Below are 23429 nucleotides of genomic sequence, written 5' to 3' on the forward strand. Positions count from 1 at the left end.
GTAAGTATGTTGATGAAAGTGATCGCTCAGGCACAGGTCGGCAAAAGCCTCCTGTATAGTAAGTATGTTGATGAAAGTGATCGCTCAGGCACAGGTCGGCAAAAGCCTCCTGTATATGTTCGAGCGCCTGGTCGTTGAGTTTGTGATGCATGCGGATCACGAACTGATGTTTCAGCCAGCGGCTGGAGTGGAAGTTGCTGTAGAACTGATTGATTTCCGCCACAGCGTCATCGACGGTATACACCAGACGAATCAGCTTCAGGTCGTTCGACAGGATGTAACGGTTGGCCTCCAGTTGATTGCGGATGAAGTCCAGCGCACTTTCCCAGAACGTGCCACCAGGAGCATCCAGCAACACCACGGGAACCAGCGGGCTTTTGCCGGTCTGGATCAGGGTCAGTACTTCCAGGGCTTCGTCCAGGGTGCCGAAGCCGCCCGGGCAGAGCACCAGTGCGTCGGCCTCTTTGACGAAAAACAGTTTGCGGGTAAAGAAAAAGTGAAACGGCAACAGGTTGGCAGTGCCGCCTACGGTTGGATTCGCTTGCTGCTCAAAGGGCAGGGTGATATTGAATCCAAGGCTGTTATCCCGACCTGCGCCTTCATGGGCAGCGGCCATGATGCCGCCGCCGGCACCGGTGATGACCATCAGGTTCGATTGGGCGAGTTTTGCACCCAGTTCCCGGGCCAGGGCGTACAGCGGATGTTCAACCGGCGTACGTGCCGAGCCGAAAACGGTCACTTTGCGCCGCCCCTTGAACTGCTCCAGCACACGGAAGGCATGCTCAAGTTCGCGCAGGGTTTGCTGGGTGATCTTGGCGTTCCAGCGATTGTGATCTTCTTGCGCCATGCGCAAGACCGTCAACATCATGTCGCGATAAATCGGAATATTCGGGCTATTGGGTGAAACCAGGTTGAGTTGCTCTTCGATCTTGCTGGTGAGATCGATGCCGATGCTCTGAAAATGACGCACCAGAAGCTCATTCGGTTGGTAAGGCATTCAACTTCTCCTTCTACACAGAACCTTCGGCTCGAACGAGAAATTCGCCTGAGCCGCGACACCGCTTGTGTCGCTCTCAGCCCGCAAGAGGGCTGGGCACTACACCCGACTCGACCTGACCATGAAGCATTGAAGTGGTGGTCGAGCCATCCAGACGGGTTCTGCTTATCCCTTGGATGAAAAAAACGTTCGCACGACAGGACTCTGAATGGGCAGCCCCTTCTCTGCCCCGGACATTAAACACCAATACATTGAATCTAGACGCTTGTAGTGAGTTGCGCTGACTTGATCATGGTCCTCGAAAGTCTTCGCTGGCAATTACTTATTGCGAGTTCACAACCGACTGTCACCGCTCGTCAGAACCTGTGTCGGACGGCCAAGGCTCTGATTTACTCAGTTACAGACACAACACGACAGCATTGCGTCCAGGGCAAGGCGCAAGGCTTCAGGAGCTGTAGGGGATCATCGCGCAATGATTGGCGATCAAGTGCAAGGAGGCAGGCTATGAGCCTGGTGATTCTGGAGGTCGATGCGCAACTGTATCGATTGCTGCAGTCAGCGGCCGCGCGCAATCACGTGAGCCTTGAAGAGGAATGTCGGCGGCGCCTGGAGGGCCAAGAGTGGCGCTCGCCTTATTTGCAGGCGCTGGTGGCAGAGCTGCGCGCCGATGATGAGCAGCGACGCGCAGGTTCACACTGATTAAGTGATTACTTTTTCTTTTGTGCCGTTTGCGCAGGGCAATCCGATTCCTGGTAGCTGGCCGAGCCTACAGGGCGATTGGTTTTGTTTTCCGAAAAGTCGTAACGCATGATCGCGCCCTTGGCCATCAGCTTGCGGTAGTTTGCATTGCGGCAAACGCTGGCGCCCAGTTGCAGATAAACCACTTTCGGGTTGGCACGCATTTCGTCGGCATAAGCGGATTGCACGCTGATGTGGTCGATCAGCTGTTTGCCATCAACCGTATAACCTTGGTCGAGAAGGTTTTCATTGATTTCTCGAGGCAGGCCGACGTTACTTTCCGCAGCAACCTTTTCCAGCATCTTGCCCAGATTCAAGTCATTCAGGGAGGCTGCTTGAGCGCTGAAGGGCAGGGCCAGCAGAAGGGCAGCGGTGGGGACGATAAGGCGCAGCATGAAACTCTCCTGGTTCAGTGACTGGTGCTTCGACCAGCCACATGGCGGTGCGTTCAGTGGCGGCGGATTATAGGCGAGCGGGGGGTAGGCGGTACAGGCTTGGGCGAGTTGCTCTGGTAAACTGCTGCGACTTCCTGCCTTGCCGAGTGTTATTTGTGTCGATATCCCTTCCCTGCCGGTGCTGCCTGCGATGAGCAATGCAGCCCCACGTTTTGCCACGAACGCCGTAGCCCGTCTGCGCGATGAGCGAGAAGAGGAGAGTACCAAGCCTTTTCTGGCCCGCGGTTCACGGGCGCCCCGTTGCCATACGTGCCGGGTGATCGAGAGCCATTGCCTGTGTAACTGGCGCCCCCAGGTCGAATCACGGGCCGGTGTTTGCCTGATCATGACCAGGAAGGAAGTGTTCAAACCGAGCAACACCGGCTGGCTGATCGCTGACGTGGTCAGGGATAACTTTGCCTTCATCTGGTCGCGTACCGACGTCGACCCACAGCTGATCAAGCTTTTGTCCGACCCGCAATGGCAGCCTTATCTGGTTTTCCCCGGCGAATACGTTGCCCCGGAACGTGTGACTCATACGGTCGACGCTACCAGCGAGAAGCGCCCGCTGTTCATCCTGCTGGATGCAACCTGGACCGAGGCGAGAAAGATCTTTCGGAAAAGCCCGTATTTCGACCGGTTTCCGATTCTGAGCCTGCTCCCCGAAAAGCTCTCGCGATACCGCCTGCGAAGGTCTACCCGAAGCGAACACCTGTGCACCGCGGAAGTGGCCGCGTTGTGCCTGGATCTGGCGGGGGATGTAGACGCTGCCTCGGCACTGGATGCCTATTTCGATGTGTTCAGCCAGCATTACCTCGATGCCAAGCATCAGCTGGAAATGAATGTCTCGACCCCGGCCCATACAGAATTGCTGCCTTTCGTTGAACACACAGCGCCGATCATGTCCTGAGAGTCGCCCATACTGACAGGTAACCACGGGTTTGCGGCTTGACCACCCAGGCTTCGCTGGGCATCCTTGGCGCCGATTAGGGTGCGGCCGAAGATTGAAACGCCGGTTTTATGGGTTCTTGGCGTTGAACGTGCCCTGTTGGTACCGCTGTCTGGCGGTACCTCGAGTTGCCTTGGCGAGGCCTGAATGCATCAGGTCTGCCATAAAAACAGGATCATCTGAAAAATGGCCACATACGAAATCCTGATTGCCGATGACCACCCTCTCTTTCGTAGCGCGCTGCGCCAGGCCGTGACCCTGGGCCTTGGTCCCGAGGTTCGTCTGGTGGAAGTGGCAAGCATTGCCGAGCTGGAAGCCCGCCTGACCGAAAAGGCTGACTGGGATCTGGTGCTGCTGGACCTGAACATGCCAGGTGCGTACGGATTCTCCGGGCTGGTGCTGTTGCGCGGTCAATACCCGCAGATCCCGGTGGTGATGGTTTCGGCTCAGGAAGAAGCTTCGATCATGGTGCGTTCCCGTGAGTTCGGGGCCAGCGGTTTCATTCCAAAATCCAGTTCACTGGAAGTGATTCAGCAAGCGGTGCGCTCTGTGCTGGATGGCGATGTCTTCTGGCCGCCGCAGGCATTTGAAGCGGTCAGCGTTTCGGATGAGGCCAAGGCCGCCAGCGAAGGCTTGGCCAGTCTGACGCCACAGCAGTTCCGTGTATTGACCATGGTCTGCGAAGGTCTGCTGAACAAGCAGATTGCCTACGAGTTGAGTGTGTCGGAGGCGACGATCAAGGCGCACGTGACGGCGATCTTCCGCAAGCTGGGTGTGCGTACCCGGACTCAGGCGGCGTTGTTGTTGCAACAACTCGAGTCGACTTCGAGCCACTAACGGCGCTTTCATTCACGCTTTTTCAACCTTTGTTGATCTGGCTTTTCTACTTCTTCTGGTTCAGTTGCCTACTTTATGTCGCCTTTCAAAGGTCAAACCGGTCTCAAGCGCATTCTCAATGCAGGTGGTTATTCCCTCGACGGCCTGCGTGCAGCCTTCACCGGCGAAGCCGCTTTTCGTCAACTGGTGCTGCTCAATGTCATCCTGATTCCGTTGGCGTTTGTGCTGAACGTCAGCCACGTCGAGCGTGCCTTGCTGATCGCTGTGTGCATGCTGGCGCTGATTGTCGAGTTGCTCAATTCGGCCGTGGAAGCAGCCATTGACCGGATTTCCCTCGATCGGCACCCGTTGTCGAAAAATGCCAAGGACATGGGCAGCGCTGCTCAGTTGGTGGCCCTGAGCATGATCGTCATGGTGTGGGCAGTGATTCTGCTTTAAGCAATCGTCGGTAAAACGATCTCGTCGCTGCGCTGAACCCCGGCGGTGAAAGCGCGGCACAGTTCAAGAAACTCGCGCATGGCCGACGTCTGATATTTCTGTTTGTGCCAGATGAAATAAAACTGCCGCGCGAGATCCAGGTCCGGTGTTTCAACCGCCACCAGACTGCCACGGCGGAACGCATCGCGTAGCGCCAGTCGCGAAATACAGCCAATCCCCAAGCCGGATTCCACTGCGCGCTTGATCGCTTCGGTGTGTTCCAGTTCAAGCCGGATATTCAAGGCACTTTGGTGATGACGCATGGCCTGGTCAAAGGTCAGGCGCGTGCCGGAGCCCTGCTCGCGAAGGATCCACGCCTCGTGCGTCAGCTCCTCCATGCTGGCCTGGCCACGGGTTGCCAGCGGATGTTGCGGGGCGCAAAACACCACCAGCTCATCCTCGACCCAGCTTTGTACCTCGATGTCCGGGTGGCTGCAGTCGCCTTCGATTAGACCCAGATCAATTTCATAGTGAGCGACTTGTTGCACGATGTTGGCAGTATTCTGCACATGCAGCTTCACTTGGCTTTCCGGATGACGCTGCATGAAGCTGCCAATCAGCAACGTCGCCAGGTAGTTGCCGATGGTGAGGGTGGCGCCGACCGCCAGCGAGCCGAAACCGGACTTGCCGTTGAGCAGGTCTTCGATTTCCTTGGCCTGGTCGAGCAAGGCCACTGCCTGCGGTAACAGTTGTTTGCCCATGGCGTTGAGGCTCAGCCGCTTGCCGGCGCGGTCGAACAATTGGCAGCTGGATTGGCGCTCGAGTTCGGTGATCGAGGTGCTGGCCGCTGACTGTGAAAGGTTGAGCAGACCCGCAGCACGAGACACACTCTCTTGCTGAGCGACGGCGACGAAGACTTGAAGTTGACGGAGAGTAAATCGCATATCTATATAACCGATAACCCTTATCTTAATAATCCAGTTAACAGATATTGTCGCTGCCATTAGAATGCGATGCAATTGCGCACTGCTCTCTTGGCGCAGAGCWTGCGCAGACAAAATCTCCAGGAGTCCCCCGTACATGAGCAACATGAACCACGAGCGTGTCCTCAGTGTTCACCACTGGAACGACACTCTGTTCAGCTTCAAGTGCACMCGCGATCCGGGCCTGCGCTTCGAGAACGGCCAGTTCGTGATGATCGGCCTGCAACAACCCAACGGCCGCCCGCTTATGCGCGCTTACTCGATTGCCAGCCCGAACTGGGAAGAGCATCTCGAGTTCTTCAGCATCAAGGTTCCCGATGGTCCGCTGACTTCCCAGTTGCAACATCTGAAGGAAGGCGACGAGATCATCATCAGCAAAAAACCGACCGGCACCCTGGTGCTGGACGATTTGAAGCCTGGTAAACATCTGTACCTGCTCAGCACCGGCACCGGTCTGGCGCCATTCATGAGCGTCATCCAGGATCCGGAAACCTACGAGCGTTTCGAAAAAGTGATCCTGTGCCACGGCGTACGTTACGTCAACGAAGTCGCTTACCGCGAGTTCATCACCGAGCACCTGCCGCAGAACGAGTTCTTCGGCGAGGCCCTGCGTGACAAGTTGATCTACTACCCGACCGTGACCCGCGAGCCATTCGAAAACGAAGGTCGTCTGACCGACCTGATGCGCAGCGGCAAGCTGTTCAGCGACATCGGCCTGCCGCCGATCAATCCTGAAGACGACCGCGCCATGCTCTGCGGCAGCCCGAGCATGCTCGACGAAACCAGCGAAGTACTGAACAGCTTCGGCCTGAAAGTTTCGCCGCGTATGCGTGAGCCGGGTGACTACCTGATCGAGCGTGCGTTCGTCGAGAAGTAAGCAGCACTGAAAATGTGGGAGCGAGCCTGCTCGCGATGACGGACTGACAGCCAACACAGATGCAGAATGTCAAACCGCTATCGCGAGCAGGCTCGCTCCCACATTGGATTTGTGTACCCAAAAGCCCGCGTTGCCTGAGAAGGCAGCGCGGGCTTTTGCGTTTCCGGGGTTCAGGTTTTCGCTGGGATGACTTCGAGGACGCGGATCAGCCCGGCTTGCGGGTAATGCCAGCGTACGTCCAGGTCCCAGAACTGTGCGCCGTATTCGCGTTCGGGGGCGGGTGTCTGGTAGGCCGGGCGCGGGTCTTGCGCCAGGCATTGCTCGATCAGCTCGACCAACGGCTCTTCAAGGCGCTGAGCGTGCGTATGCGCCTGTTGCAAGGCTGAATCTGCCCACTGCACCGGAATCAACTGCGGCGCAGCGCTGGCGATCTTGTTGGACGCGCCCGGGATGATATCGGCGTAAGGCACGTAGGGTTTGATGTCGAGAATCGGCGTACCGTCCAGCAGGTCAATGCCGGAGATCCACAGGCGATTGGCTTCAACCTTGTCCAGCTTGACCACCGACTGACCGATGCCATTGGGTCGATGGGTCGCGCGCGTGGCAAACACGCCCATGGACTTGTTACCGCCCAGGCGCGGTGGGCGGACTTTGAGTCGCGGCTTGTCTTCCAGCGCCTGATGGAACAGGAACAGTAGCCAGACATGGCTGACCTGCTCCAGGCCTTGCACCGCATCACCCTGATCGAACGGTGCCACCAATTCCAGAATGCCGCGAGCGGCCGGCGCCAGTTGCGGCTGACGCGGAATGGCGAACTTCTCCTTGAAGCAGGAGCGCACGAAGCCGATCGGGGAAACGCTGTAGCTCATGGTCAGCCGCGAACGCGCAGGGTCAGGCCCTTGAGGAAATTGCGCAGCAACTGGTCGCCGCATGGGCGGTAGTTGGTGTGGCCGAACTTGCGAAACAGTGCGCTCAGCTCAGGCTTGGAGACCGGGAATTCGGCGGCCTTGAGGATGGCGTGCATGTCGTCTTCTTTCAGTTCGAAGGCTACGCGCAGCTTCTTCAGGATGATGTTGTTGGTGACTGGCAGCTCGATCGGCTGCGGTGGACGGCTTTCGTCCTTGCCACGCTTGAAGAACACCAGGCCATCGAGGAAATGCGCCATGACCTCGTCCGGGCAACGTACGAAGCCTTCTTCGTCTTCTTCTTTCTTGTCGAGGTACGTCACGAGGTCGGGCAGGGTGACATCCATGCCGCCGAGCTTGATGATCTCGATGACTTTTTTGTCACTGATGTCGAGCATGTAGCGCACGCTGCGCAGTACGTCGTTATGAATCATGTGTGCAGTCCTGATCATTCAGCTGTGGGCGTTGCCGTTAACGGTGACGCCGAAATGTGTGGCCGCCTTAGAACTTCTCTTTGGCAGACAGATAGCGCCATTGGCCCACCGGCACTTTGCCGATGGAAACACCGCCGATACGGATGCGGCGGATGGCGACGACCTTGAGGCCGACAGCCTGGCAGAGCAGGGCGATGATCCCCGGTTGCGGGTTTTTCATCGCGAAGCGCAGGCGATTTTCGTTCTGCCAGCTGGCTTTGACCGCCGGCAGTTCCTTGCCTTTGTACGACAGGCCGTGGGTCAGGCGGTTGAGCCCGTGAGCGACCATGTCACCTTCGACCTCGACCACATACTCTTGCTCGATCTTGCTGGCATCGGCGGTGAGTTTGCGCAGGATCTTCCAGTCCTGGGTGAACACCAACAGCCCGCTGGCGTTGGCCTGCAGGTCGGCGCTGGCGGTCAGGCGCTGGAAGTGGCCCTTGAGCGGACGTTTGCTGAAGCGGTGTTCTTCGCTCAGGGTCTCGGGGCCGATCAGTTGCAGGGCGGTCTCGGCGTCCATGCCCGCTGGCGCGTGCAGCAGGATGGTCACGGGTTCCGGTGCGGTGGCCTTGGCTTCGGGGTCGAGTTCGACTTTCTGGGTGTCGACCTTGAACTGCGGCTCATCGATGACTTCGCCGTCCACGGTGACCCAGCCGCCCTCAATGAACAGCTCAGCCTCCCGACGGGAGCAGCCGACGAGCTCGATGAGGCGTTTGGAGAGACGAATCGGGTCAGTCATGACAGGGAGCCGTAACAAAAGGGGGGAGGCATTGTACCTGCCTCGCGCCGGTTAATCGCGGGTCCATTTGCCTTGTGTGGCTTTTAGCCGCGCCGGGCCTGTTGATTGGCCTGCTTCAAACGCATGTGCAACAGAGGATAAGGCTGGCCCATACCATCGACCTCCGAGCGTCCGATGACTTCGAAACCCTGTTTGAAATAAAACCCCAAGGCTTGCGGGTTTTGTTCGTTGACGTCCAGTTCATCGGCGTTCAGGTGTTCCATGGCGTAGTGCAGCAGCTGTTTGCCCAGACCCTCGCCACGGTGTTCGGGGGCGATGAAGAGCATTTCGATCTTGCCTGCCGCAACGCCGGCGAACCCGGTGATGTGCTGGTGTCGGTCGCGGGTGCAGATCAGCATGACGGCATCCAGATAGCGGGTAAGCACCAGGTTTTTCAGCAGCTCGATGTAACTGTCCGGTAAAAAGTCATGCGTGGCGCGGACCGACGCCTCCCAGACCCGGGTCAGTTCTTCATAGTCGCTGTGTTTTGGTGTGTGGATGACCGAATGATGGCGCATGCCCGCCTGCCTCTTGTGCCGTGAGTGAGGTTGAATCCTCTTGCTGAACAATACGATAGACGTAAAAAAGCCCCGCATCTCGTGAAGAGAGCGGGGCTTTTCATATTTTTTGCGTTTAGATCTGTTCAGCCCACAAGTCGTATTCGTCGGCGTCGGTCACTTTGCACCAGACCTTGTCGCCCGGCTTGAGGTTGCTGCCGTTGTCGATGAATACGTTGCCGTCGATTTCCGGGGCGTCGAAGAAGCAACGGCCGACGGCGCCTTGCTCGTCGACTTCATCGACCAGCACTTCGATTTCACGGCCGATGCGCATTTGCAGGCGCGCCGAGCTGATGGCCTGCTGGTGCGCCATGAAGCGATCCCAGCGGTCTTGCTTGACCTCGTCCGGAACGATCTCCAGATCCAGATCGTTGGCCGGTGCGCCTTCAACCGGCGAGTACTGGAAGCAGCCGACGCGGTCGAGCTGGGCTTCGGTCAGCCAGTTCAGCAGGTACTGGAAGTCTTCTTCGGTTTCGCCGGGGAAGCCGACGATGAAGGTCGAACGGATGATCAGGTCCGGACAGATCTCGCGCCAGTTCTTGATGCGCGCCAGGGTCTTGTCTTCGAACGCCGGGCGTTTCATCGCCTTGAGCACTTTCGGGCTGGCGTGCTGGAAGGGGATGTCCAGGTACGGCAGGATTTTCCCGGCGGCCATCAGCGGGATCAGCTCATCGACGTGCGGGTACGGGTAAACGTAGTGCAGGCGAACCCAGACACCGAGGGTGCTGAGCGCTTCGCAGAGTTCGGTCATGCGGGTTTTCACCGGCGCGCCATTCCAGAAACCGGTGCGGTACTTGACGTCAACGCCGTAGGCGCTGGTGTCCTGGGAAATCACCAGCAGCTCTTTGACACCGGATTTGACCAGGCGCTGGGCTTCATCGAGCACATCGCCCACCGGGCGGCTGACCAGTTTGCCGCGCATCGACGGGATGATGCAGAAGCTGCAGCTGTGGTTGCAGCCTTCGGAAATCTTCAGGTAGGCGTAGTGACGCGGCGTCAGCTTGATGCCTTGCGGCGGCACCAGGTCGATCAGCAGGTTGTGATCCTGGCGCGGTGGCACGACGTCGTGCACGGCGTTGACCACTTGCTCGTACTGCTGCGGACCGGTGACGGCCAGCACGCTCGGGTGTACGTTGCGGATGTTGCCTTCTTCGACACCCATGCAGCCGGTGACGATGACCTTGCCGTTTTCCTTGATGGCTTCGCCGATCACTTCAAGGGATTCGGCCTTGGCCGAGTCGATGAAGCCGCAGGTGTTGACCACCACGACATCGGCGTCCTGATAGGTCGACACGACGTCATAGCCTTCCATGCGCAGTTGGGTAAGGATGCGCTCGGAGTCGACCAGTGCTTTCGGGCAACCCAGGGATACGAAACCAACTTTAGGGTTGGCCGGCGTTGTGGTGGACATGTCTAACCTCGGTGTTTTGTGACGCCTCCAGCCGACAACGGCAAGGCGACAGACGGGCGCTTGACGCGCCTCTGATCAAAAAGTGCGCAATTCTAGCGGTGGTCAGCGCAGTTGACCAGCTTTATGGAGGGAAATACGACGAGTGCTGCGCTATGCTTCGCGCCGTTACACCCAGGCGTATTTTTTAAGTCAATAAATCGCCTGTATCAATAAGTAAAACAGCGCATGCTGCACGGCAGTCTGCGCAGATTGGCAAAGCTCAGGCGCGTGTTCGTGTCGTGCTTTTTACATGAAGCCCCGGTCTTGGTGGCAGGAGTGGTTGATGGGTCAGGCAAGTAGTCAGGCAGTAGGCTCAGCGCATTCCGGGGCAGCAAAGCCCTTGGGAATGTTGGTGGCGGCGGTCGGGGTGGTTTATGGCGATATCGGTACCAGCCCGCTCTATACCCTCAAAGAGGTGTTTACCGGCGGCTATGGGGTGCAAGCCAACCATGACGGAGTATTCGGGATTCTGGCGCTGATTTTCTGGTCGCTGATCTGGGTCGTCTCGATCAAGTACGTGTTGTTCATTCTGCGTGCCGACAACCAGGGCGAAGGCGGGATCATGGCCCTGACCGCGTTGGCGCGGCGAGCCTCGGCATCGTATCCGCGGCTGCAATCGGTGCTGGTAATCCTCGGTCTGATCGGCGCTGCGTTGTTCTACGGCGACAGCATGATCACCCCGGCGATCTCCGTATTGTCGGCGGTGGAAGGTCTGGAGCTGGCATTCGAGGGCCTCGAACGCTGGGTCGTGCCGTTGTCGCTGATCGTGCTGGTGGGGTTGTTCCTGATCCAGAAACACGGCACTGATCGCATCGGCAAGTTGTTCGGTCCGGTGATGGTGTCGTGGTTCCTGGTGCTGGGTGTACTGGGTGTACTGGGTATCTCCCGGCATCCGGAAGTGCTGCAAGCGCTGAACCCGATCTGGGGCGTACGTTTCTTCGAGGTTCACCCTGGCATAGGCATCGCGATTCTCGGTGCTGTGGTGCTGGCGCTGACCGGTGCTGAAGCGCTCTACGCTGATATGGGTCACTTCGGTCGCAAACCGATTGCCCGTGCCTGGTTCGCGTTGGTGCTGCCGGCGCTGGTGCTCAACTACTTTGGTCAGGGCGCCTTGCTGCTGGAGAACCCGGACGCCGCGCGTAACCCGTTCTATCTGCTGGCACCGGGCTGGGCATTGATTCCATTGGTCGTGCTGTCGACACTGGCAACAGTGATCGCTTCCCAGGCGGTGATTTCCGGTGCGTTCTCCCTGACCCGTCAGGCGATTCAGCTCGGCTACATCCCACGCATGTACATTCAGCACACCTCGAGTGCCGAGCAAGGCCAGATCTACATCGGCGCGGTGAACTGGACGCTGATGGTCGGCGTTATTTTGCTGGTGCTGGGTTTCGGGTCGTCCAACGCTCTGGCCTCGGCTTACGGTGTGGCGGTCACCGGGACCATGTTGATCACCAGTATTCTGGTGGCGGCGGTCATGCTGCTGTTGTGGAAATGGTCACCTGTCCTGACAGTGCCGATCCTGGTCGGCTTCCTGCTGGTGGACGGGCTGTACTTCGCTGCCAACGTGCCTAAAATCGTGCAGGGCGGTGCTTTCCCGGTATTGGCGGGGATTGTGCTGTTTATCCTCATGACCACCTGGAAGCGCGGTAAAGAGCTGCTGGTGGATCGACTGGATGAGGGCGGTCTGCCATTGCCGATTTTCATCAGCAGTATTCGCGTGCAACCACCTCACCGGGTCCAGGGTACGGCGGTGTTCCTGACCGCGCGGCCGGATGCGGTGCCCCATGCGTTGTTGCACAACTTGCTGCACAACCAGGTGCTGCATGAGCAGGTGGTGTTGCTGACAGTGGTTTACGAGGACATTCCGCGGGTACCGACGCAGCGGCGGTTTGAGGTCGACTCCTACGGTGAGGGCTTCTACCGGGTGATCCTGCACTTCGGCTTTACGGACGAACCGGATGTGCCGCAAGCGCTGAAACTGTGCCATCTCGATGAACTGGACTTCAGCCCGATGCGCACGACGTACTTCCTCAGCCGGGAAACGGTCATCACCTCCAAGCTCGTCGGCATGGCTCGCTGGCGTGAGGCGTTGTTCGCCTTCATGCTGAAAAACGCCAACGGCAACTTGCGGTTCTTCAAGTTGCCGGTGAACCGGGTGATTGAGCTGGGTACACAGGTAGAAATGTAAGCCTCACAAAAAGCCCCCGTTGCCAGTTTGGTAACGGGGGCTTTTCTTTGGGTGAATGCATAACCCCAAGGCAATGGATATCCAGTGTGAGAGCAGCCGGGCGGCGTTCCGCTTGCTCGCGATGCAGGCGCCTMGATGTGTCAGGCAATCCGAGGTGATGCTATCGCGAGCAGGCTCGCTCCCACAGGTGAACTGTGCCGTCCGGTCGAGCCGAGCGTGGCATGAAAAAGCCCCCGTTRCCTTGCGGCAGYGGGGGCTTTTTGTTGAGCTCGGCTCAGGTCACTGTTCTGCGACCTTGTCCTTGTTCTGACGTTTCTCGATCGCATTGACCAGACGTTTGGCCAGGGCCGGGTAGTTCTCGTCGAAGTGGTGGCCGCCCGGCAGCTTCAAGGCTTCACCCACAGCGGTCTTGTCGGTGCAGCCACTCTCGGCGATTTCTTCTGCGCCGTAGATGCACAGCACCTTGTCGGCTGGCAGCTTGGCCATTTCCGGGCCGGTGTCGGCCTCTTTGCCGGCATTGCCGAGCCAGCCTTCGACCTGGATTTCGAAGCTGCCAGTACGGGCAAAGGCCAGCAGGATGATTGCGTCGACCCGTTGCTGTTCGCTTTCCGGCATGCGGTTGTAGATCGCCGGCAAGACGTCGGCACCGAACGAGTAGCCCGTCAGGATGAAGCGTTTGGTGCCCCACTTCTGACGGTAGTGCTGCATCAGTTCGGTAAGGTCAATGGCGCTTTGCTCAGGGCTCTTGTGCTGCCAGTAGTAGCGCAAGGTGTCGATGCCGACCACCGGGTAACCGATCTTCGCCATTTCACCGGCTACGTCACGGTCCAGGTCACGCCAGCCGCCGTCACCGGAAAGGAACAGGGTGACGGTGTCCTTGGCTTGGCCGGCAGGCACTTCGACCACTGGAATGTTCAGGCCGCCGTTGCCCTTGTCAGCACCGACGAGGAGCTTGCGCAGTTCGTTGTTGAGGACTTGCGGCAGGTTGATGTCGTAGTCGCTGATGCTGGTTTCGGCATTGGGTTGATCGCGCACGAAGCCGGCGCTGGTGTCGTCCGGGTTATCGTTCCATGCGACCAGCCAGTGACCGTGGGCTGCGCTTTTTGGCAGCTGTTGTGTACAGCCGGGTTTTTCCAGCGCCAGGTCTACTGAAACGGCCTGGGACTTGTCGTCCTTCTGCTCGGCCAGCCAGCGCCAGGCCAGGATGGCGCCAGGGCCGATACCGCTGACCAGGGTCGCTGGGCCCTTGAGCTGCTGGAAGGCGGCCTGCAGGGCATTACCTTGCTGCGTGCAGTCCGTGGGCAGGACCACCTGAACGATTTGCGCGGCACCGCCACGGCTCAGGGTCATCAGTTGCTTGTCGCTGAGCTTCTGATCTTCGTTCACCGCGACGACCACCTGGGCGCGCGGCGTGGTGCCGGGAATGACACGGGTCATTGCCGGGCCATCAACGGGCGTCAGCAGTTCGAGGGTGGGCTCGGGTGCCGGGCGATTCCAGTACCAGTAACCGCCACCGAGGATCACAGCCAGCACCACCAGAGTGGCCAATACATACCGCCAGGAGCGTTGAATCATCAGCGTTTCACCAATCCAGTCAAGCCGCCCGCAATCAGGGCGGCGGTATCGGCCAGTGCCACCAGCGGATCGAGTCCGGCGGGCACGGCCATGTAACGAGGTTCCCAGTCAGGCTGGAATTTGTCCTTGAAGCGGCGCAGCCCCTGGAAGTTATAGAGCTGCTCGCCACGGCGAAACACCATCGAGCCGAGGCGTTGGGTCAGTGGCGCGCCACGACGGGGTTGCAGACCCGACAGCGGCACCATGCCCAGACTGAAACGTGCATATCCGTGATTTTTATAATGTTGAATCAGGCCGACCATCATGAACTCCATGGTCAGCTTGGGCGCGTCCGGGTGTGCACGCATCAGGTCGAGACTAGCCAGGTCGTGGCTATACGTCTCGAGCAGGTTGGCGAATGYCACCGGGCGACCTTCAAAGTGAATGATCGCGATACGGAAGTGCTTGAGGTAATCGTCGCTGAAACGGCCGAGAGAGAAGCCTTTTTCGCGAACGTTCTTGCCGGTCAGCCAGGCATCGGAAATGACCTTCAGCTCCTCCATGGGGGCTTGGCCCGGTTCGTAGATTTCCAGCGACAGGCCATCGCGGGTGCCACGGTTCCAGGTGTAACGCAGGTCTTTCATCTCTTTGCCCTTGGCCTCGAGATCAAAGCGATGCAGGTCAACCCGCGCTTCTTCGCCCAGCTTGATCGCGGTCAGGCCGATGTCCATGTAGTACGGCAGGTTTTCGGCGCGTACCTGATARAACACCGGACGGGCGTGATGAAGGTCGCAGAGGTCACGGAACTGCCAGATCATTTCCGCGCGTTGCTGGGTCGGGCCGATCGGGTCGTACAGGGCCACCAGACTGCGGCCACGACGCGCATACATCAAGAACGCTTCGTCGTTAGGGTGAAACAGTAGCGCCTTGTCACCGGTCAGGGCGAGGCCGCCGTCCGGTTGCGATGAGGCCATCAGGATCTTCAGCGCCTTATCCAGTTCTGCGGCGTCGGGCTGATGAATCACCGGGCGCGCGGTGCGCAGCAGCCAGGTCAGAGACACCACTACCAGCAGAACGGCCGCGCCGAGCAACGAGCGCAGGCCGCGCGGGGCATCGGAATCCAGGGTGAACTGCCACCACAATTGATGGCTGTACGGCACATCCTGATAGGCGAACAGCAGGAGCCAGATCGAGGCGCCCAACACGCACAGGCTGGCCACCAGGTACAGCGGCGAGAACGGCACTTCGGTCAAGCGGCTTGGGCGGTAGAAAGAGCGACGGAAGATCGCCAGCAGGCTGGCGGTCAGGATCATCAGGCAGGCTTCTTCCCAGTCGAACCCTTTGAGCAGCGAGAGCACGGCACCGATCATCAGCAAGATGGTGGTCAGCATCCAGGCGGCCGAGAGACGGCGGCGCAGACCTTGAGCCAGCAACAGGCAGAGCACGCCGATCAGGCTGGCACCGAAGTGCGAGGCGTCGACCAGGCGATGGGGGATCAGGAATCCGATGTGTTCCAGACGGGTGTCGATTTCCGGTGTCGCACCGGAGAACAGCAACACCACGCCAGACAGGAACACCAGGATCGCCAGTACCGGCGCGGCCATGCCCGAGGCGGCGCGCAGCGATTGACGGGTGTTGAACAGGCGCTGTGCTTCATTGATCAGCAGCAGGACGCAAGCCGCCAATAGCGGCAGAACCACATAGATCAGGCGATACAGCAGTAGGGCGGCGGCCAGTGGCGCAGCGCCGAGTTTGTCGGCGAAGGCCGCCAGCAGAATCGCTTCGAATACCCCGACGCCGCCCGGTACGTGGCTGAGCACGCCAGCGGCCAGGGCCAGCAGATAGACCAACAGGAAGGCGCCGAACGGTGGCGCTTCCGGCAGCAGCAGATACAGCACGGTCGCGGCGGCTGCCACGTCCAGTGCGGTAATCACCAATTGCAGGAAGGTCAGGCGACGACCCGGCAAGCGTAGCGTGCGTCGTCCGATGCGAACCAGCAGGTTGTCGGTATACGGTTGTTCTGGCAGGCGGCGGCGGTAGAGGCCGATGGCCAATACCGAACAGAGCAGCAACACGGCAATTGCAATGGCGCCCAGCATGGGCTGCGACACATGCAGCGCGATGGAGGCAGCAGGCAGGTTGCTGAGTGTCGCCAGGGCCGCGAGCGGCGGCAAAGCACAGCCCAATGACAGACTGGCAAACAACGTCATGTGGGCGACTTCCGCCGCCCCGAGCCCGTGACGTGCATACAGGCGGTAACGCACCGAACCGCCGGACAGCAGCGACAGGCCAATGGCGTTACCGATGGCGAATGCGGTGAAGCCACCCAGAATCATGGTGCGCGGCGGCAAGTTCACGCCAGCGTAACGCGTGGCTGACCATTCATAGCCGAGCAAGATGATGAAGCCGGCAATGGTTGCAGCCAATGCGCCGAGCAGGGCCGGCTTCGGCACTTCCAGAATCGAGTCGTGCAGGGCGTAGAGATCCAGCTCGCTTAATAGATGGCGACAGGCAATCAGCGCGATAGCGAACAATAGCAGCGTGACCGCCAGGCCAATGGGCTGACGGTACTTGCTGACCAGATCCAGCCAGTGCAAACGGGTGGCCGTGATCGGTTGTGTCGCTGTGACGGTGTCTTGTAAATCAGACGAGTTGGCGCGCATCAATCACCTCTTGGATTGTGCGCGACAGGATGGGGGTATCCAGCCAAGTTACCAATCCCTGTAGAAAAAAATAATCACAAATATTAACGCGTATCACCGAGCATTGGGGATTACGCACATTCAATCGTAGAGAGGCTTGCCTGCGACTCAGCATAGCCTGATCTGGTGGACCCTGAAGGGTGCCAAAGGTTCGTAGAACATTGCCAGATCATTGTTGCGAAAGGACTTTTCTACAGATACAAAAAAGGCCGCTCTTTCGAGCAGCCTTTTTTGATGTTTGGTTGCGGGAGCCGGATTTGAACCGACGACCTTCGGGTTATGAGCCCGACGAGCTACCAGACTGCTCCATCCCGCGTCTGTGTGGCGGCATTCTACAGGCGATCGCTTGAGTGTCAACCGTTAATAGTCCGCTGGGTCAAATTAACGTTAATTAGCTTCAAGCGGTTGCTGCGCTCAGGTTAAGTATAAGAAGCGCAAAGGGTTTTTTCCTGGCTCTGGCGACAAGAGGGAAGGAGGGGTGACGAAAAACACACACGCACAAAAAAGGCCACTCTTTCGAGTAGCCTTTTTTGATGTTTGGTTGCGGGAGCCGGATTTGAACCGACGACCTTCGGGTTATGAGCCCGACGAGCTACCAGACTGCTCCATCCCGCGTCTGTGTGTCGGCATTCTACAGAGGATCGCTGGGCTGTCAATTGCTAATTGAGAAAAATCTGTTCCTGTTCAATCGCTTAGCGTATCAAACAGGAGGTCTGACAAGGCTTGAGGGCTTGTGGCATAAGGCTTTCAGCTCTATTGGTGGGTTAGGGTCGATTGAGAAAATAAATCCAGTGAAGGCGTTTCATACCACTAGTAGAGAAGAATCAAAGCACTGGTGCTATATACAGTTGTCAGTGAGATACTGGCGATCCGGTTCGCCGTAGTCCTTTTTCCTTCATTGAACACTGCCTTATATGACGCAGCGCAAAATCATCCACGTCGATTGTGACTGCTTCTATGCCGCCATCGAGATGCGTGACGACCCGACTCTGGCGAGCAAGCCGCTGGCAGTGGGTGGCTCGGCGGATCATCGCGGGGTGATCGCGACGTGCAACTATGAAGCGCGGGCTTACGGGGTGCGCTCGGCCATGTCCTCACGGCACGCCTTGAAGCTGTGCCCGGACCTTGTCATCGTCAAGCCGCGCATGGATGCCTATAGAGAAGCGTCGAAAGAGATCCAGACGATTTTTCGCGATTACACCGACCTGATCGAGCCACTGTCGCTGGATGAGGCGTACCTCGACGTGTCGGAAAGCACGCATTTCGCTGGCAGTGCCACGCGAATTGCCCAGGATATTCGGCGCCGGGTCTCCAATCAGCTGCATATCACCGTCTCGGCGGGTGTAGCGCGTGGAGTCTGGCGCGTGGGATCGATGATCGGCAGGTGCAGAACGACAGTCGCCGGCAGTCGGTGAGTGTCGAAAATACCTACGATGTGGATCTGCCGGATCTGCTCAGTTGCCTGGAGAAACTACCGGACCTGCTGGAAACCCTGAACGGGCGTATGACGCGGATCGATAGCAGCTACCGGCCGGGCAAGCCGTTCGTCAAAGTGAAGTTCCATGATTTTACCCAAACGACACTGGAGCAGGCCGGGGCAGGGCGTGACCTTGGCAGCTATCAGTTATTGCTGACTCAGGCGTTCAATCGGGGTGGCAAACCCGTGCGTTTGTTGGGGATTGGCGTGCGCTTGCAGGATCTGCGTGGCGGCTTTGAGCAGTTGGATCTGTTTGAGCGCTAGTGTCAGGCTTTTGATGCGGCGATGAATGTCAGGCCGCTTTCGCGAGCAAGCCCGCTCCCACATGAGTCTGAGGTGTCCACATAGTGTGTGTTCACAACAGGTCTAATGTGGGAGCGGGCTTGTTCCGGGCGGCGTTCCGACGAAGCTTTTCGCTATTAATTCGGTCCCGGATCCGCCACCAAACGCCCCGCATCCTTGGTCAGCGACTTGAGAAACTCGCTTTGCAACTCGGGATCGTTGCGGGTCAGTTCGATCAGGCTTTGTTCCAGCTCGCTGGCTTCTTCTTCCAGACCCAGCTCCGACAGGCGTTTGACCCGGTGCACCCACTGGCTCACTTCGTCGTCTTCGAGGTCGTCGTAAATCAGCGTATGAGCTTCCAGCAACTTGCTGCGCAAGGTGCTGCTGATCGTCAGGGACGAGTCGGTGTGCACATCGTCCTGAGCATCTTCAACAGTAATCTGCAGCTTGCCGATACGATTGAGGTCCTGCTCCGCGAACGGGCTGTCGAGCAGGTTCAAGCGCAACACGCCGTTGCGGTCAGTGGTGAGCTCGAAGGTCTGCGTGCCGGCCTTGACCTCTACCGGGCGCTCGCTCCATGGCAGGCTCGAATACTCCATACGCTTATCACGCTGGACTTCATCGATACCGGCCAGGTTCTGTTGTGCGCGTCCATGGGACTGTATGTTCATGAACGGGTTGAGCCCGGCAATGCCTGTGCTGATCCAGTCCTTGGTCATGCTGTCCGGCAGGTTGCCGAGGGCGAACACGTTGGCGATGTTCGCGCCGACACCGCCCACCAAAGCGACCGCGCCCAGCGGAATCTCGTAGACCTTGCGCCAGGGTTGGTAAGGCGTGTAGCGATCGTAGCGCCGGGTGACATCGTACTCGGTGACTTCGAAGGTCTTCTGCTCGTGAATCCGTACCCGGCGTTGCGGCAGCTCAAGCACCTTAGGCTCGCCGACATCGATCTGCAGGCTGTGATCGAGCAGTTTGCGCTCGATGCGTTCCTCGTGCTCGCTGCGTTGTGACATCTGATTGGCGCAGCCGCTGAGCAACAGGGTGCCGCACAGGGCGGCACCACCGAGGTTTAAGGTGTTTCGCTTGAACATGACTTCTCTATCTGGTGTCAGCGGCGGATACGAGCCTGAAGGAACGACAGCACGTCAGCGACCGGCAGCGCTTGCGGCTCGGCCTCGGTACGGCTCTTGTATTCCAGGTTGCCTTCGGCAAGGCCGCGGTCACTGACCACGATCCGGTGAGGAATGCCGATCAGCTCCATGTCCGCAAACTTGATGCCCGGGCTGGTTTTCTTGTCGCGATCGTCCAGCAGTACTTCGAAGCCGGCAGCGGTCAGTTCCGCGTACAGCTTGTCGGTCGCTTCGCGAACCTGCTCGGTTTCGTAGCGCAGAGGCACCAGGGCGATCTGGAAGGGCGCAAGGGCGTCGCTCCAGATGATGCCTTTCTCGTCATTGTTCTGCTCGATGGCCGCAGCCACCACGCGGGACACGCCGATGCCATAGCAACCCATTTCCAGGGTGACCGGCTTGCCGTTCTCGCCGAGCACTTCGCACTTCATTGCTTTGCTGTACTTGTTGCCCAGCTGGAAGATGTGCCCGACTTCAATGCCGCGCTTGATTTCCAGAGTGCCTTTGCCGTCTGGGCTAGGGTCGCCGGACACGACGTTACGCAGGTCGGCAACGGTCGGTACTGGCAGATCGCGCTCCCAGTTCACGCCGAAGTAGTGTTTGTCGTCGATGTTGGCACCGATGCCGAAGTCGCTCATCAGCTCGACGGAACGGTCGATGATGATTGGCAGTGGCAGGTTCAGCGGGCCAAGGGAGCCGGCGCCGGCGCCAATGGCGTCACGCAGTTCGGCTTCGGAGGCCATGACCAGCGGGCTGGCGACGCCAGGCTGGTTGGCGGCCTTGATTTCGTTCAGTTCGTGGTCGCCACGGATGATCAGGGCAATCAGCTTGCCTTTCTCTTCAGCGTGAACCACCAGGGTCTTGATGGTTTTTTCGATTGGCAGGTTGAAGCCTTCGACCAGTTGCGCAATGGTCTTGGCGTTCGGGGTGTCGACCAGTCGCAGTTCTTCAGTCGGTGCGGCGCGCGAGGTTTCCCGTGGCACGGCTTCGGCTTTCTCGATGTTCGCTGCGTAGTCGGAACCGTTGCTGAAGACGATGTCGTCTTCGCCGGATTCGGCCAGAACGTGGAACTCGTGGGAGCCGGCGCCGCCAATGGAGCCGTTGTCGGCTTCTACAGGGCGGAATTTCAGGCCCAGACGGGTGAACACGTTGCAGTACGCCTGGTGCATGCGGTCGTAAGTGACTTGCAGCGATGCCTGGTCAGCGTGGAAGGAGTAGGCGTCCTTCATGATGAATTCGCGACCGCGCATCAAGCCGAAGCGTGGGCGGATTTCGTCACGGAATTTGGACGGCTTCGACCTTGCGCATCACTCGCAAGCCCATCGGCAGCCAGGTGTAGAGGCCGGAGGCGAGTTTGCGGATCATGCCGGCGCGCAGCATCAACTGATGGCTGACGACGACCGCATCGGAAGGCGTTTCTTTCTGTGTGGCGAGCAAATATTGACTGGTGCGCATGGTAGGCCGTTGTCGGTTGCTGAAGACTGGAAGTGACGAAGCATTGTACGGGCGAGATTTGCTGGCGTACAGGATTGCGGCCGGCGGTGTGGCTTGAGTGCGGAGAAAACTCCGCACTCAAGGGGCTATGATTCTTCGACGGCGGTGGTGGTCTGGGCAGGCTCGGGCGTTGGTGTCGGACCTTCGCGGCGGTTTTCCTGGAACCAGTGCAGGGCGATCAGCAGCAGGGTCGGTACGCCAAGCAGGGTCGTGATGATGAAGAAGTTGTGATAGCCGTATTTCTCCACCATGACTCCGGAGTAGCCGCCGATCAGGCGCGGCAGCAGGAGCATGATCGAGCTGAGCAGGGCGTACTGGGTCGCGGAAAACTTCAGGTTGGTCAGGCTCGACAGGTAGGCGACGAAGGCCGAGGTGGCCATGCCCGAGCTGAAGTTATCGAGGGAGATGGTGACGATCAGCATCTCCAGGTTGGCACCCATGTCGGCGAGCATCACAAACAACAGGTTGGTAGCGGCTGATGCGAATCCGCCGATGAACAGAATCGGCAGGATGCCGAAACGCACGATCAGCAGGCCACCCATGCCGGCGCCTATCAGGGTCATGATCAGACCGAAGATCTTGCTGACGCCGGCGATCTGATCCTTGGTGAAGCCCAGGTCGATGTAGAACACGTTGGCCATTACGCCCATCACGGTGTCGGACATTCGATAGGTGGCGATCAGGCCCAGCAGCAGAAAGGCCTGCCAGCGGTAGCGGACAACGAAGTCGTTGACGGGCGTCAGCACCGGGGCCAGGCCGCGGCGGCCCATGGTGGAGAGGCACAGGCTGGTCAGGATGATGTAGAGCAGCGCTCGTAGAAATGCCCGATCTTCCAGCAGCAGGTCCAGTGGGCTCATGGCGCCGGTGATGACGCTGGCAAAGTCAGTGTTGTAGAGCTGGGTAAACATCGCGGGCACGGACACCAGCAAAACGATGAGTACGAATACCGATGCCAGTTGGTGCACAAAGCTGTAGCGGCCGGCGGACAGTTGGGTACGCAGCGGCACGGGAGGCTCGCGCATGAGCAGGCTGGTGACTAGCGCCGGGATCATCAGCAGGCCGAACAGCGCGTAGGTGCCGGTCCAGGCCGAGTGTTTGTAATTGAACCCGGTGGAACCGAAGCCTTCGGCAATGAACAGTGCGCCGGCTGTCGCCAGGAGGGCCGCGACCCGATAGCCGGACATATAGCTGGCAGCCAGTGCAGCCTGGCGCGTGTCGTCGACAATTTCCAGGCGATAGGCATCGACGGCAATGTCCTGGGTGGCCGAGGCGAAAGCGACCAGAACGGCAATCGCAATCAGCCAGGACAGGTGTTTTTGCGGGTCGCAGAAGCCCATGCCGATCAGRCCGAGGACCAGCAGTATTTGCGCCAGGACCAGCCAGGAGCGTCGTCGACCGAGTTTGCCGAGCAATGGCAGGCGCCACTGGTCGAGAAGTGGCGACCATACCCATTTAAACGCATACGCCAGCCCGATCAGGCTGGCATAACCAATCGTTTCACGGGCCACGCCGGCCTCACGCAGCCAGACGGATAGCGTTGAGAACACCAGCATGTAGGGTAGGCCGGCGGCGAAACCCAGTAGCAGCAGTACGAGCGTCGAGGGGCTGGCATAAGCAGCGAGCGCGGCGCGCCAGGTTTTACGGGGCATGGGCTGGAGTCTGCCTCAAAATTGCGAAAACAAAGCGCGCACTCTAACCGCTGTGCTCTACCGGACGCCAGCCATGACGCTGAATATCAACACGATTGTTCAGGATACTGACACCTTCCATGCGCAAGCGTGCCCGCTGTTCGTCGCCGGAGGGGCTTCCCGCTGGCAAGCTGAGGCGACCGCCGGCAGCCAATACACGATGCCAGGGCAGCTTGGTGTCACCGGGTAACTGACTCAATGTGCGTCCTACCCAGCGCGCGGCTCGCCCCAAGCCTGCCAGTTCGGCGAGCTGGCCGTAACTCACCACTTTGCCTTCCGGAACCTGGGCCAGGGTCAGGTAGAGCGTGGCTCGGCGCATTTGCGCCGGGGTCTCGGTTTCATGGTTGGGGTTAGTCACGTTGCCGCTTCCTGATGAGGGTGTTGAGGCTGCTTCCAGAGTAAGTCTTCCGTGAGTGAATGAAAATCTCGCCAAATCGGGTGTGGCCGGTAAAAACAGACAGGCACAAAAAAGCCCCGCTTTTGAGGGCGGGGCCTTTTACTAAATCAGGACAAGTTAGATAA

19 protein-coding genes, 2 tRNA genes and 2 pseudogenes are annotated in these 23429 nt (G+C 58.9%); 7 read left to right on the forward strand and 16 right to left on the reverse strand.

What is annotated here, in order from left to right; all coding sequences use genetic code 11:
* On the reverse strand, positions 1-997 hold a 997-nt coding region (locus AC1DH9_RS04010; RefSeq protein ID WP_477807829.1), incomplete at its 3' end, for an LOG family protein.
* Between the two features lie 504 nt (positions 998-1501).
* Here AC1DH9_RS04010 and AC1DH9_RS04015 point away from each other — a divergent pair.
* On the forward strand, positions 1502-1696 hold the full coding sequence (locus AC1DH9_RS04015) for a hypothetical protein (protein WP_054595969.1): 195 nt from the start codon (positions 1502-1504) through the stop codon (positions 1694-1696).
* 8 nt (positions 1697-1704) lie between these two features.
* Here AC1DH9_RS04015 and AC1DH9_RS04020 read toward each other — a convergent pair whose 3' ends face one another.
* Positions 1705-2130, reverse strand: a complete 426-nt coding sequence (locus AC1DH9_RS04020; protein WP_427544629.1) for a PA3611 family quorum-sensing-regulated virulence factor — start codon at positions 2128-2130, stop codon at positions 1705-1707.
* Positions 2131-2320: 190 nt separating this feature from the next.
* Between AC1DH9_RS04020 and AC1DH9_RS04025 the strand changes: the two genes are divergently transcribed.
* The 3 genes from AC1DH9_RS04025 (at position 2321) to AC1DH9_RS04035 (ending at position 4393) form a co-directional block, all read left to right on the forward strand.
* Complete coding sequence (locus AC1DH9_RS04025; RefSeq protein ID WP_427544569.1) at positions 2321-3079, forward strand: tRNA-uridine aminocarboxypropyltransferase; 759 nt, start codon at positions 2321-2323, stop codon at positions 3077-3079.
* A gap of 225 nt (positions 3080-3304) precedes the next feature.
* Entirely contained in the window at positions 3305-3955 is a 651-nt protein-coding gene (erdR, locus tag AC1DH9_RS04030; RefSeq protein WP_427544566.1) for a response regulator transcription factor ErdR, read from the forward strand.
* 75 nt (positions 3956-4030) lie between these two features.
* Positions 4031-4393, forward strand: coding sequence for a diacylglycerol kinase (locus AC1DH9_RS04035; protein ID WP_427533563.1), 363 nt, complete (start codon positions 4031-4033; stop codon positions 4391-4393).
* On the opposite strand, the gene AC1DH9_RS04040 is transcribed toward AC1DH9_RS04035, so the two are convergent.
* The gene (locus AC1DH9_RS04040) at positions 4390-5316 is read right to left on the reverse strand and encodes a LysR family transcriptional regulator (RefSeq protein WP_427533565.1); all 927 of its coding nucleotides are present in this window, start codon (positions 5314-5316) and stop codon (positions 4390-4392) included. The genes AC1DH9_RS04035 and AC1DH9_RS04040 overlap by 4 nt on opposite strands.
* Before the next feature lie 136 nt (positions 5317-5452).
* On the opposite strand from AC1DH9_RS04040, the gene fpr reads away from it, so the two are divergent.
* Positions 5453-6232: a ferredoxin-NADP reductase gene (gene fpr / locus AC1DH9_RS04045; protein ID WP_003189055.1), complete on the forward strand. Its 780-nt coding sequence runs from the start codon at positions 5453-5455 to the stop codon at positions 6230-6232.
* A 170-nt stretch (positions 6233-6402) separates the two neighbouring features.
* Here the strand turns inward: fpr and tsaA are convergent, their stop codons facing one another.
* From tsaA to rimO, 5 genes are all read right to left on the reverse strand, one after another.
* Complete coding sequence (tsaA, locus tag AC1DH9_RS04050) at positions 6403-7101, reverse strand: tRNA (N6-threonylcarbamoyladenosine(37)-N6)-methyltransferase TrmO (protein WP_429539275.1); 699 nt, start codon at positions 7099-7101, stop codon at positions 6403-6405.
* Between the two features lie 2 nt (positions 7102-7103).
* A complete protein-coding gene (locus tag AC1DH9_RS04055; protein ID WP_019692130.1) occupies positions 7104-7571 on the reverse strand; it encodes a YehS family protein in 468 nt (155 codons plus the stop codon).
* A 67-nt stretch (positions 7572-7638) separates the two neighbouring features.
* On the reverse strand, positions 7639-8349 hold the full coding sequence (locus AC1DH9_RS04060) for an rRNA pseudouridine synthase (protein ID WP_427544361.1): 711 nt from the start codon (positions 8347-8349) through the stop codon (positions 7639-7641).
* 83 nt (positions 8350-8432) lie between these two features.
* Positions 8433-8906: a GNAT family N-acetyltransferase gene (locus AC1DH9_RS04065; RefSeq protein WP_427533568.1), complete on the reverse strand. Its 474-nt coding sequence runs from the start codon at positions 8904-8906 to the stop codon at positions 8433-8435.
* 115 nt (positions 8907-9021) lie between these two features.
* Positions 9022-10356 carry a 30S ribosomal protein S12 methylthiotransferase RimO gene (rimO, locus tag AC1DH9_RS04070; protein WP_477807830.1) on the reverse strand — a complete coding sequence of 445 codons (1335 nt, stop codon included), beginning with the start codon at positions 10354-10356 and terminating at the stop codon, positions 9022-9024.
* 385 nt (positions 10357-10741) lie between these two features.
* On the opposite strand from rimO, the gene AC1DH9_RS04075 reads away from it, so the two are divergent.
* The gene (locus tag AC1DH9_RS04075; protein ID WP_427544437.1) at positions 10742-12583 is read left to right on the forward strand and encodes a potassium transporter Kup; all 1842 of its coding nucleotides are present in this window, start codon (positions 10742-10744) and stop codon (positions 12581-12583) included.
* Positions 12584-12862: 279 nt separating this feature from the next.
* On the opposite strand, the gene AC1DH9_RS04080 is transcribed toward AC1DH9_RS04075, so the two are convergent.
* The 4 genes from AC1DH9_RS04080 to AC1DH9_RS04095 all read right to left on the reverse strand — a co-directional run bounded on the left by AC1DH9_RS04080 (position 12863) and on the right by AC1DH9_RS04095 (position 17454).
* Positions 12863-14158 (reverse strand): virulence factor family protein, encoded by a 1296-nt coding sequence (locus tag AC1DH9_RS04080; RefSeq protein WP_427544358.1) that lies wholly within the window; start codon positions 14156-14158, stop codon positions 12863-12865.
* On the reverse strand, positions 14158-16800 hold the full coding sequence (gene mprF, locus AC1DH9_RS04085) for a bifunctional lysylphosphatidylglycerol flippase/synthetase MprF (RefSeq protein ID WP_477807831.1): 2643 nt from the start codon (positions 16798-16800) through the stop codon (positions 14158-14160). Before mprF ends, AC1DH9_RS04080 begins: the two co-directional genes overlap by 1 nt.
* Positions 16801-17078: 278 nt before the next feature.
* Positions 17079-17155, reverse strand: a tRNA-Met gene (locus AC1DH9_RS04090).
* Positions 17156-17377: 222 nt separating this feature from the next.
* Positions 17378-17454, reverse strand: a tRNA-Met gene (locus AC1DH9_RS04095).
* Between the two features lie 299 nt (positions 17455-17753).
* Here AC1DH9_RS04095 and dinB point away from each other — a divergent pair.
* Positions 17754-18580 (forward strand): annotated as a pseudogene (dinB, locus tag AC1DH9_RS04100) (DNA polymerase IV).
* A 155-nt stretch (positions 18581-18735) separates the two neighbouring features.
* Here dinB and AC1DH9_RS04105 read toward each other — a convergent pair.
* From AC1DH9_RS04105 to AC1DH9_RS04120, 4 genes and pseudogenes are all read right to left on the reverse strand, one after another.
* Positions 18736-19689 (reverse strand): hypothetical protein, encoded by a 954-nt coding sequence (locus AC1DH9_RS04105; protein WP_427544352.1) that lies wholly within the window; start codon positions 19687-19689, stop codon positions 18736-18738.
* Positions 19690-19706: 17 nt separating this feature from the next.
* Positions 19707-21180: pseudogene (locus AC1DH9_RS04110) on the reverse strand (proline--tRNA ligase).
* A 125-nt stretch (positions 21181-21305) separates the two neighbouring features.
* Positions 21306-22868 carry an AmpG family muropeptide MFS transporter gene (locus AC1DH9_RS04115; RefSeq protein ID WP_427544349.1) on the reverse strand — a complete coding sequence of 521 codons (1563 nt, stop codon included), beginning with the start codon at positions 22866-22868 and terminating at the stop codon, positions 21306-21308.
* A 43-nt stretch (positions 22869-22911) separates the two neighbouring features.
* Positions 22912-23226 carry an MGMT family protein gene (locus AC1DH9_RS04120; RefSeq protein WP_427544435.1) on the reverse strand — a complete coding sequence of 105 codons (315 nt, stop codon included), beginning with the start codon at positions 23224-23226 and terminating at the stop codon, positions 22912-22914.
* Positions 23227-23429: the final 203 nt, after the last annotated feature.

It is taken from the genome of Pseudomonas sp. 05T35, from assembly GCF_056396605.1.

Bases quoted from the DNA above. Each gene is read 5' to 3' on its own strand.
- tsaA (WP_429539275.1), bottom strand. From the start codon at position 7,101: ATGAGCTACAGCGTTTCCCCGATCGGCTTCGTGCGCTCCTGCTTCAAG.
- AC1DH9_RS04040 (WP_427533565.1), bottom strand. From the start codon at position 5,316: ATGCGATTTACTCTCCGTCAACTTCAAGTCTTCGTCGCCGTCGCTCAG.
- AC1DH9_RS04025 (WP_427544569.1), top strand. From the start codon at position 2,321: ATGAGCAATGCAGCCCCACGTTTTGCCACGAACGCCGTAGCCCGTCTG.
- AC1DH9_RS04120 (WP_427544435.1), bottom strand. From the start codon at position 23,226: ATGCGCCGAGCCACGCTCTACCTGACCCTGGCCCAGGTTCCGGAAGGC.
- AC1DH9_RS04035 (WP_427533563.1), top strand. From the start codon at position 4,031: ATGTCGCCTTTCAAAGGTCAAACCGGTCTCAAGCGCATTCTCAATGCA.
- AC1DH9_RS04055 (WP_019692130.1), bottom strand. From the start codon at position 7,571: ATGATTCATAACGACGTACTGCGCAGCGTGCGCTACATGCTCGACATC.
- AC1DH9_RS04105 (WP_427544352.1), bottom strand. From the start codon at position 19,689: ATGTTCAAGCGAAACACCTTAAACCTCGGTGGTGCCGCCCTGTGCGGC.
- erdR (WP_427544566.1), top strand. From the start codon at position 3,305: ATGGCCACATACGAAATCCTGATTGCCGATGACCACCCTCTCTTTCGT.
- AC1DH9_RS04075 (WP_427544437.1), top strand. From the start codon at position 10,742: ATGTTGGTGGCGGCGGTCGGGGTGGTTTATGGCGATATCGGTACCAGC.
- AC1DH9_RS04020 (WP_427544629.1), bottom strand. From the start codon at position 2,130: ATGCTGCGCCTTATCGTCCCCACCGCTGCCCTTCTGCTGGCCCTGCCC.
- AC1DH9_RS04080 (WP_427544358.1), bottom strand. From the start codon at position 14,158: ATGATTCAACGCTCCTGGCGGTATGTATTGGCCACTCTGGTGGTGCTG.
- AC1DH9_RS04015 (WP_054595969.1), top strand. From the start codon at position 1,502: ATGAGCCTGGTGATTCTGGAGGTCGATGCGCAACTGTATCGATTGCTG.
- AC1DH9_RS04060 (WP_427544361.1), bottom strand. From the start codon at position 8,349: ATGACTGACCCGATTCGTCTCTCCAAACGCCTCATCGAGCTCGTCGGC.
- AC1DH9_RS04065 (WP_427533568.1), bottom strand. From the start codon at position 8,906: ATGCGCCATCATTCGGTCATCCACACACCAAAACACAGCGACTATGAA.
- rimO (WP_477807830.1), bottom strand. From the start codon at position 10,356: ATGTCCACCACAACGCCGGCCAACCCTAAAGTTGGTTTCGTATCCCTG.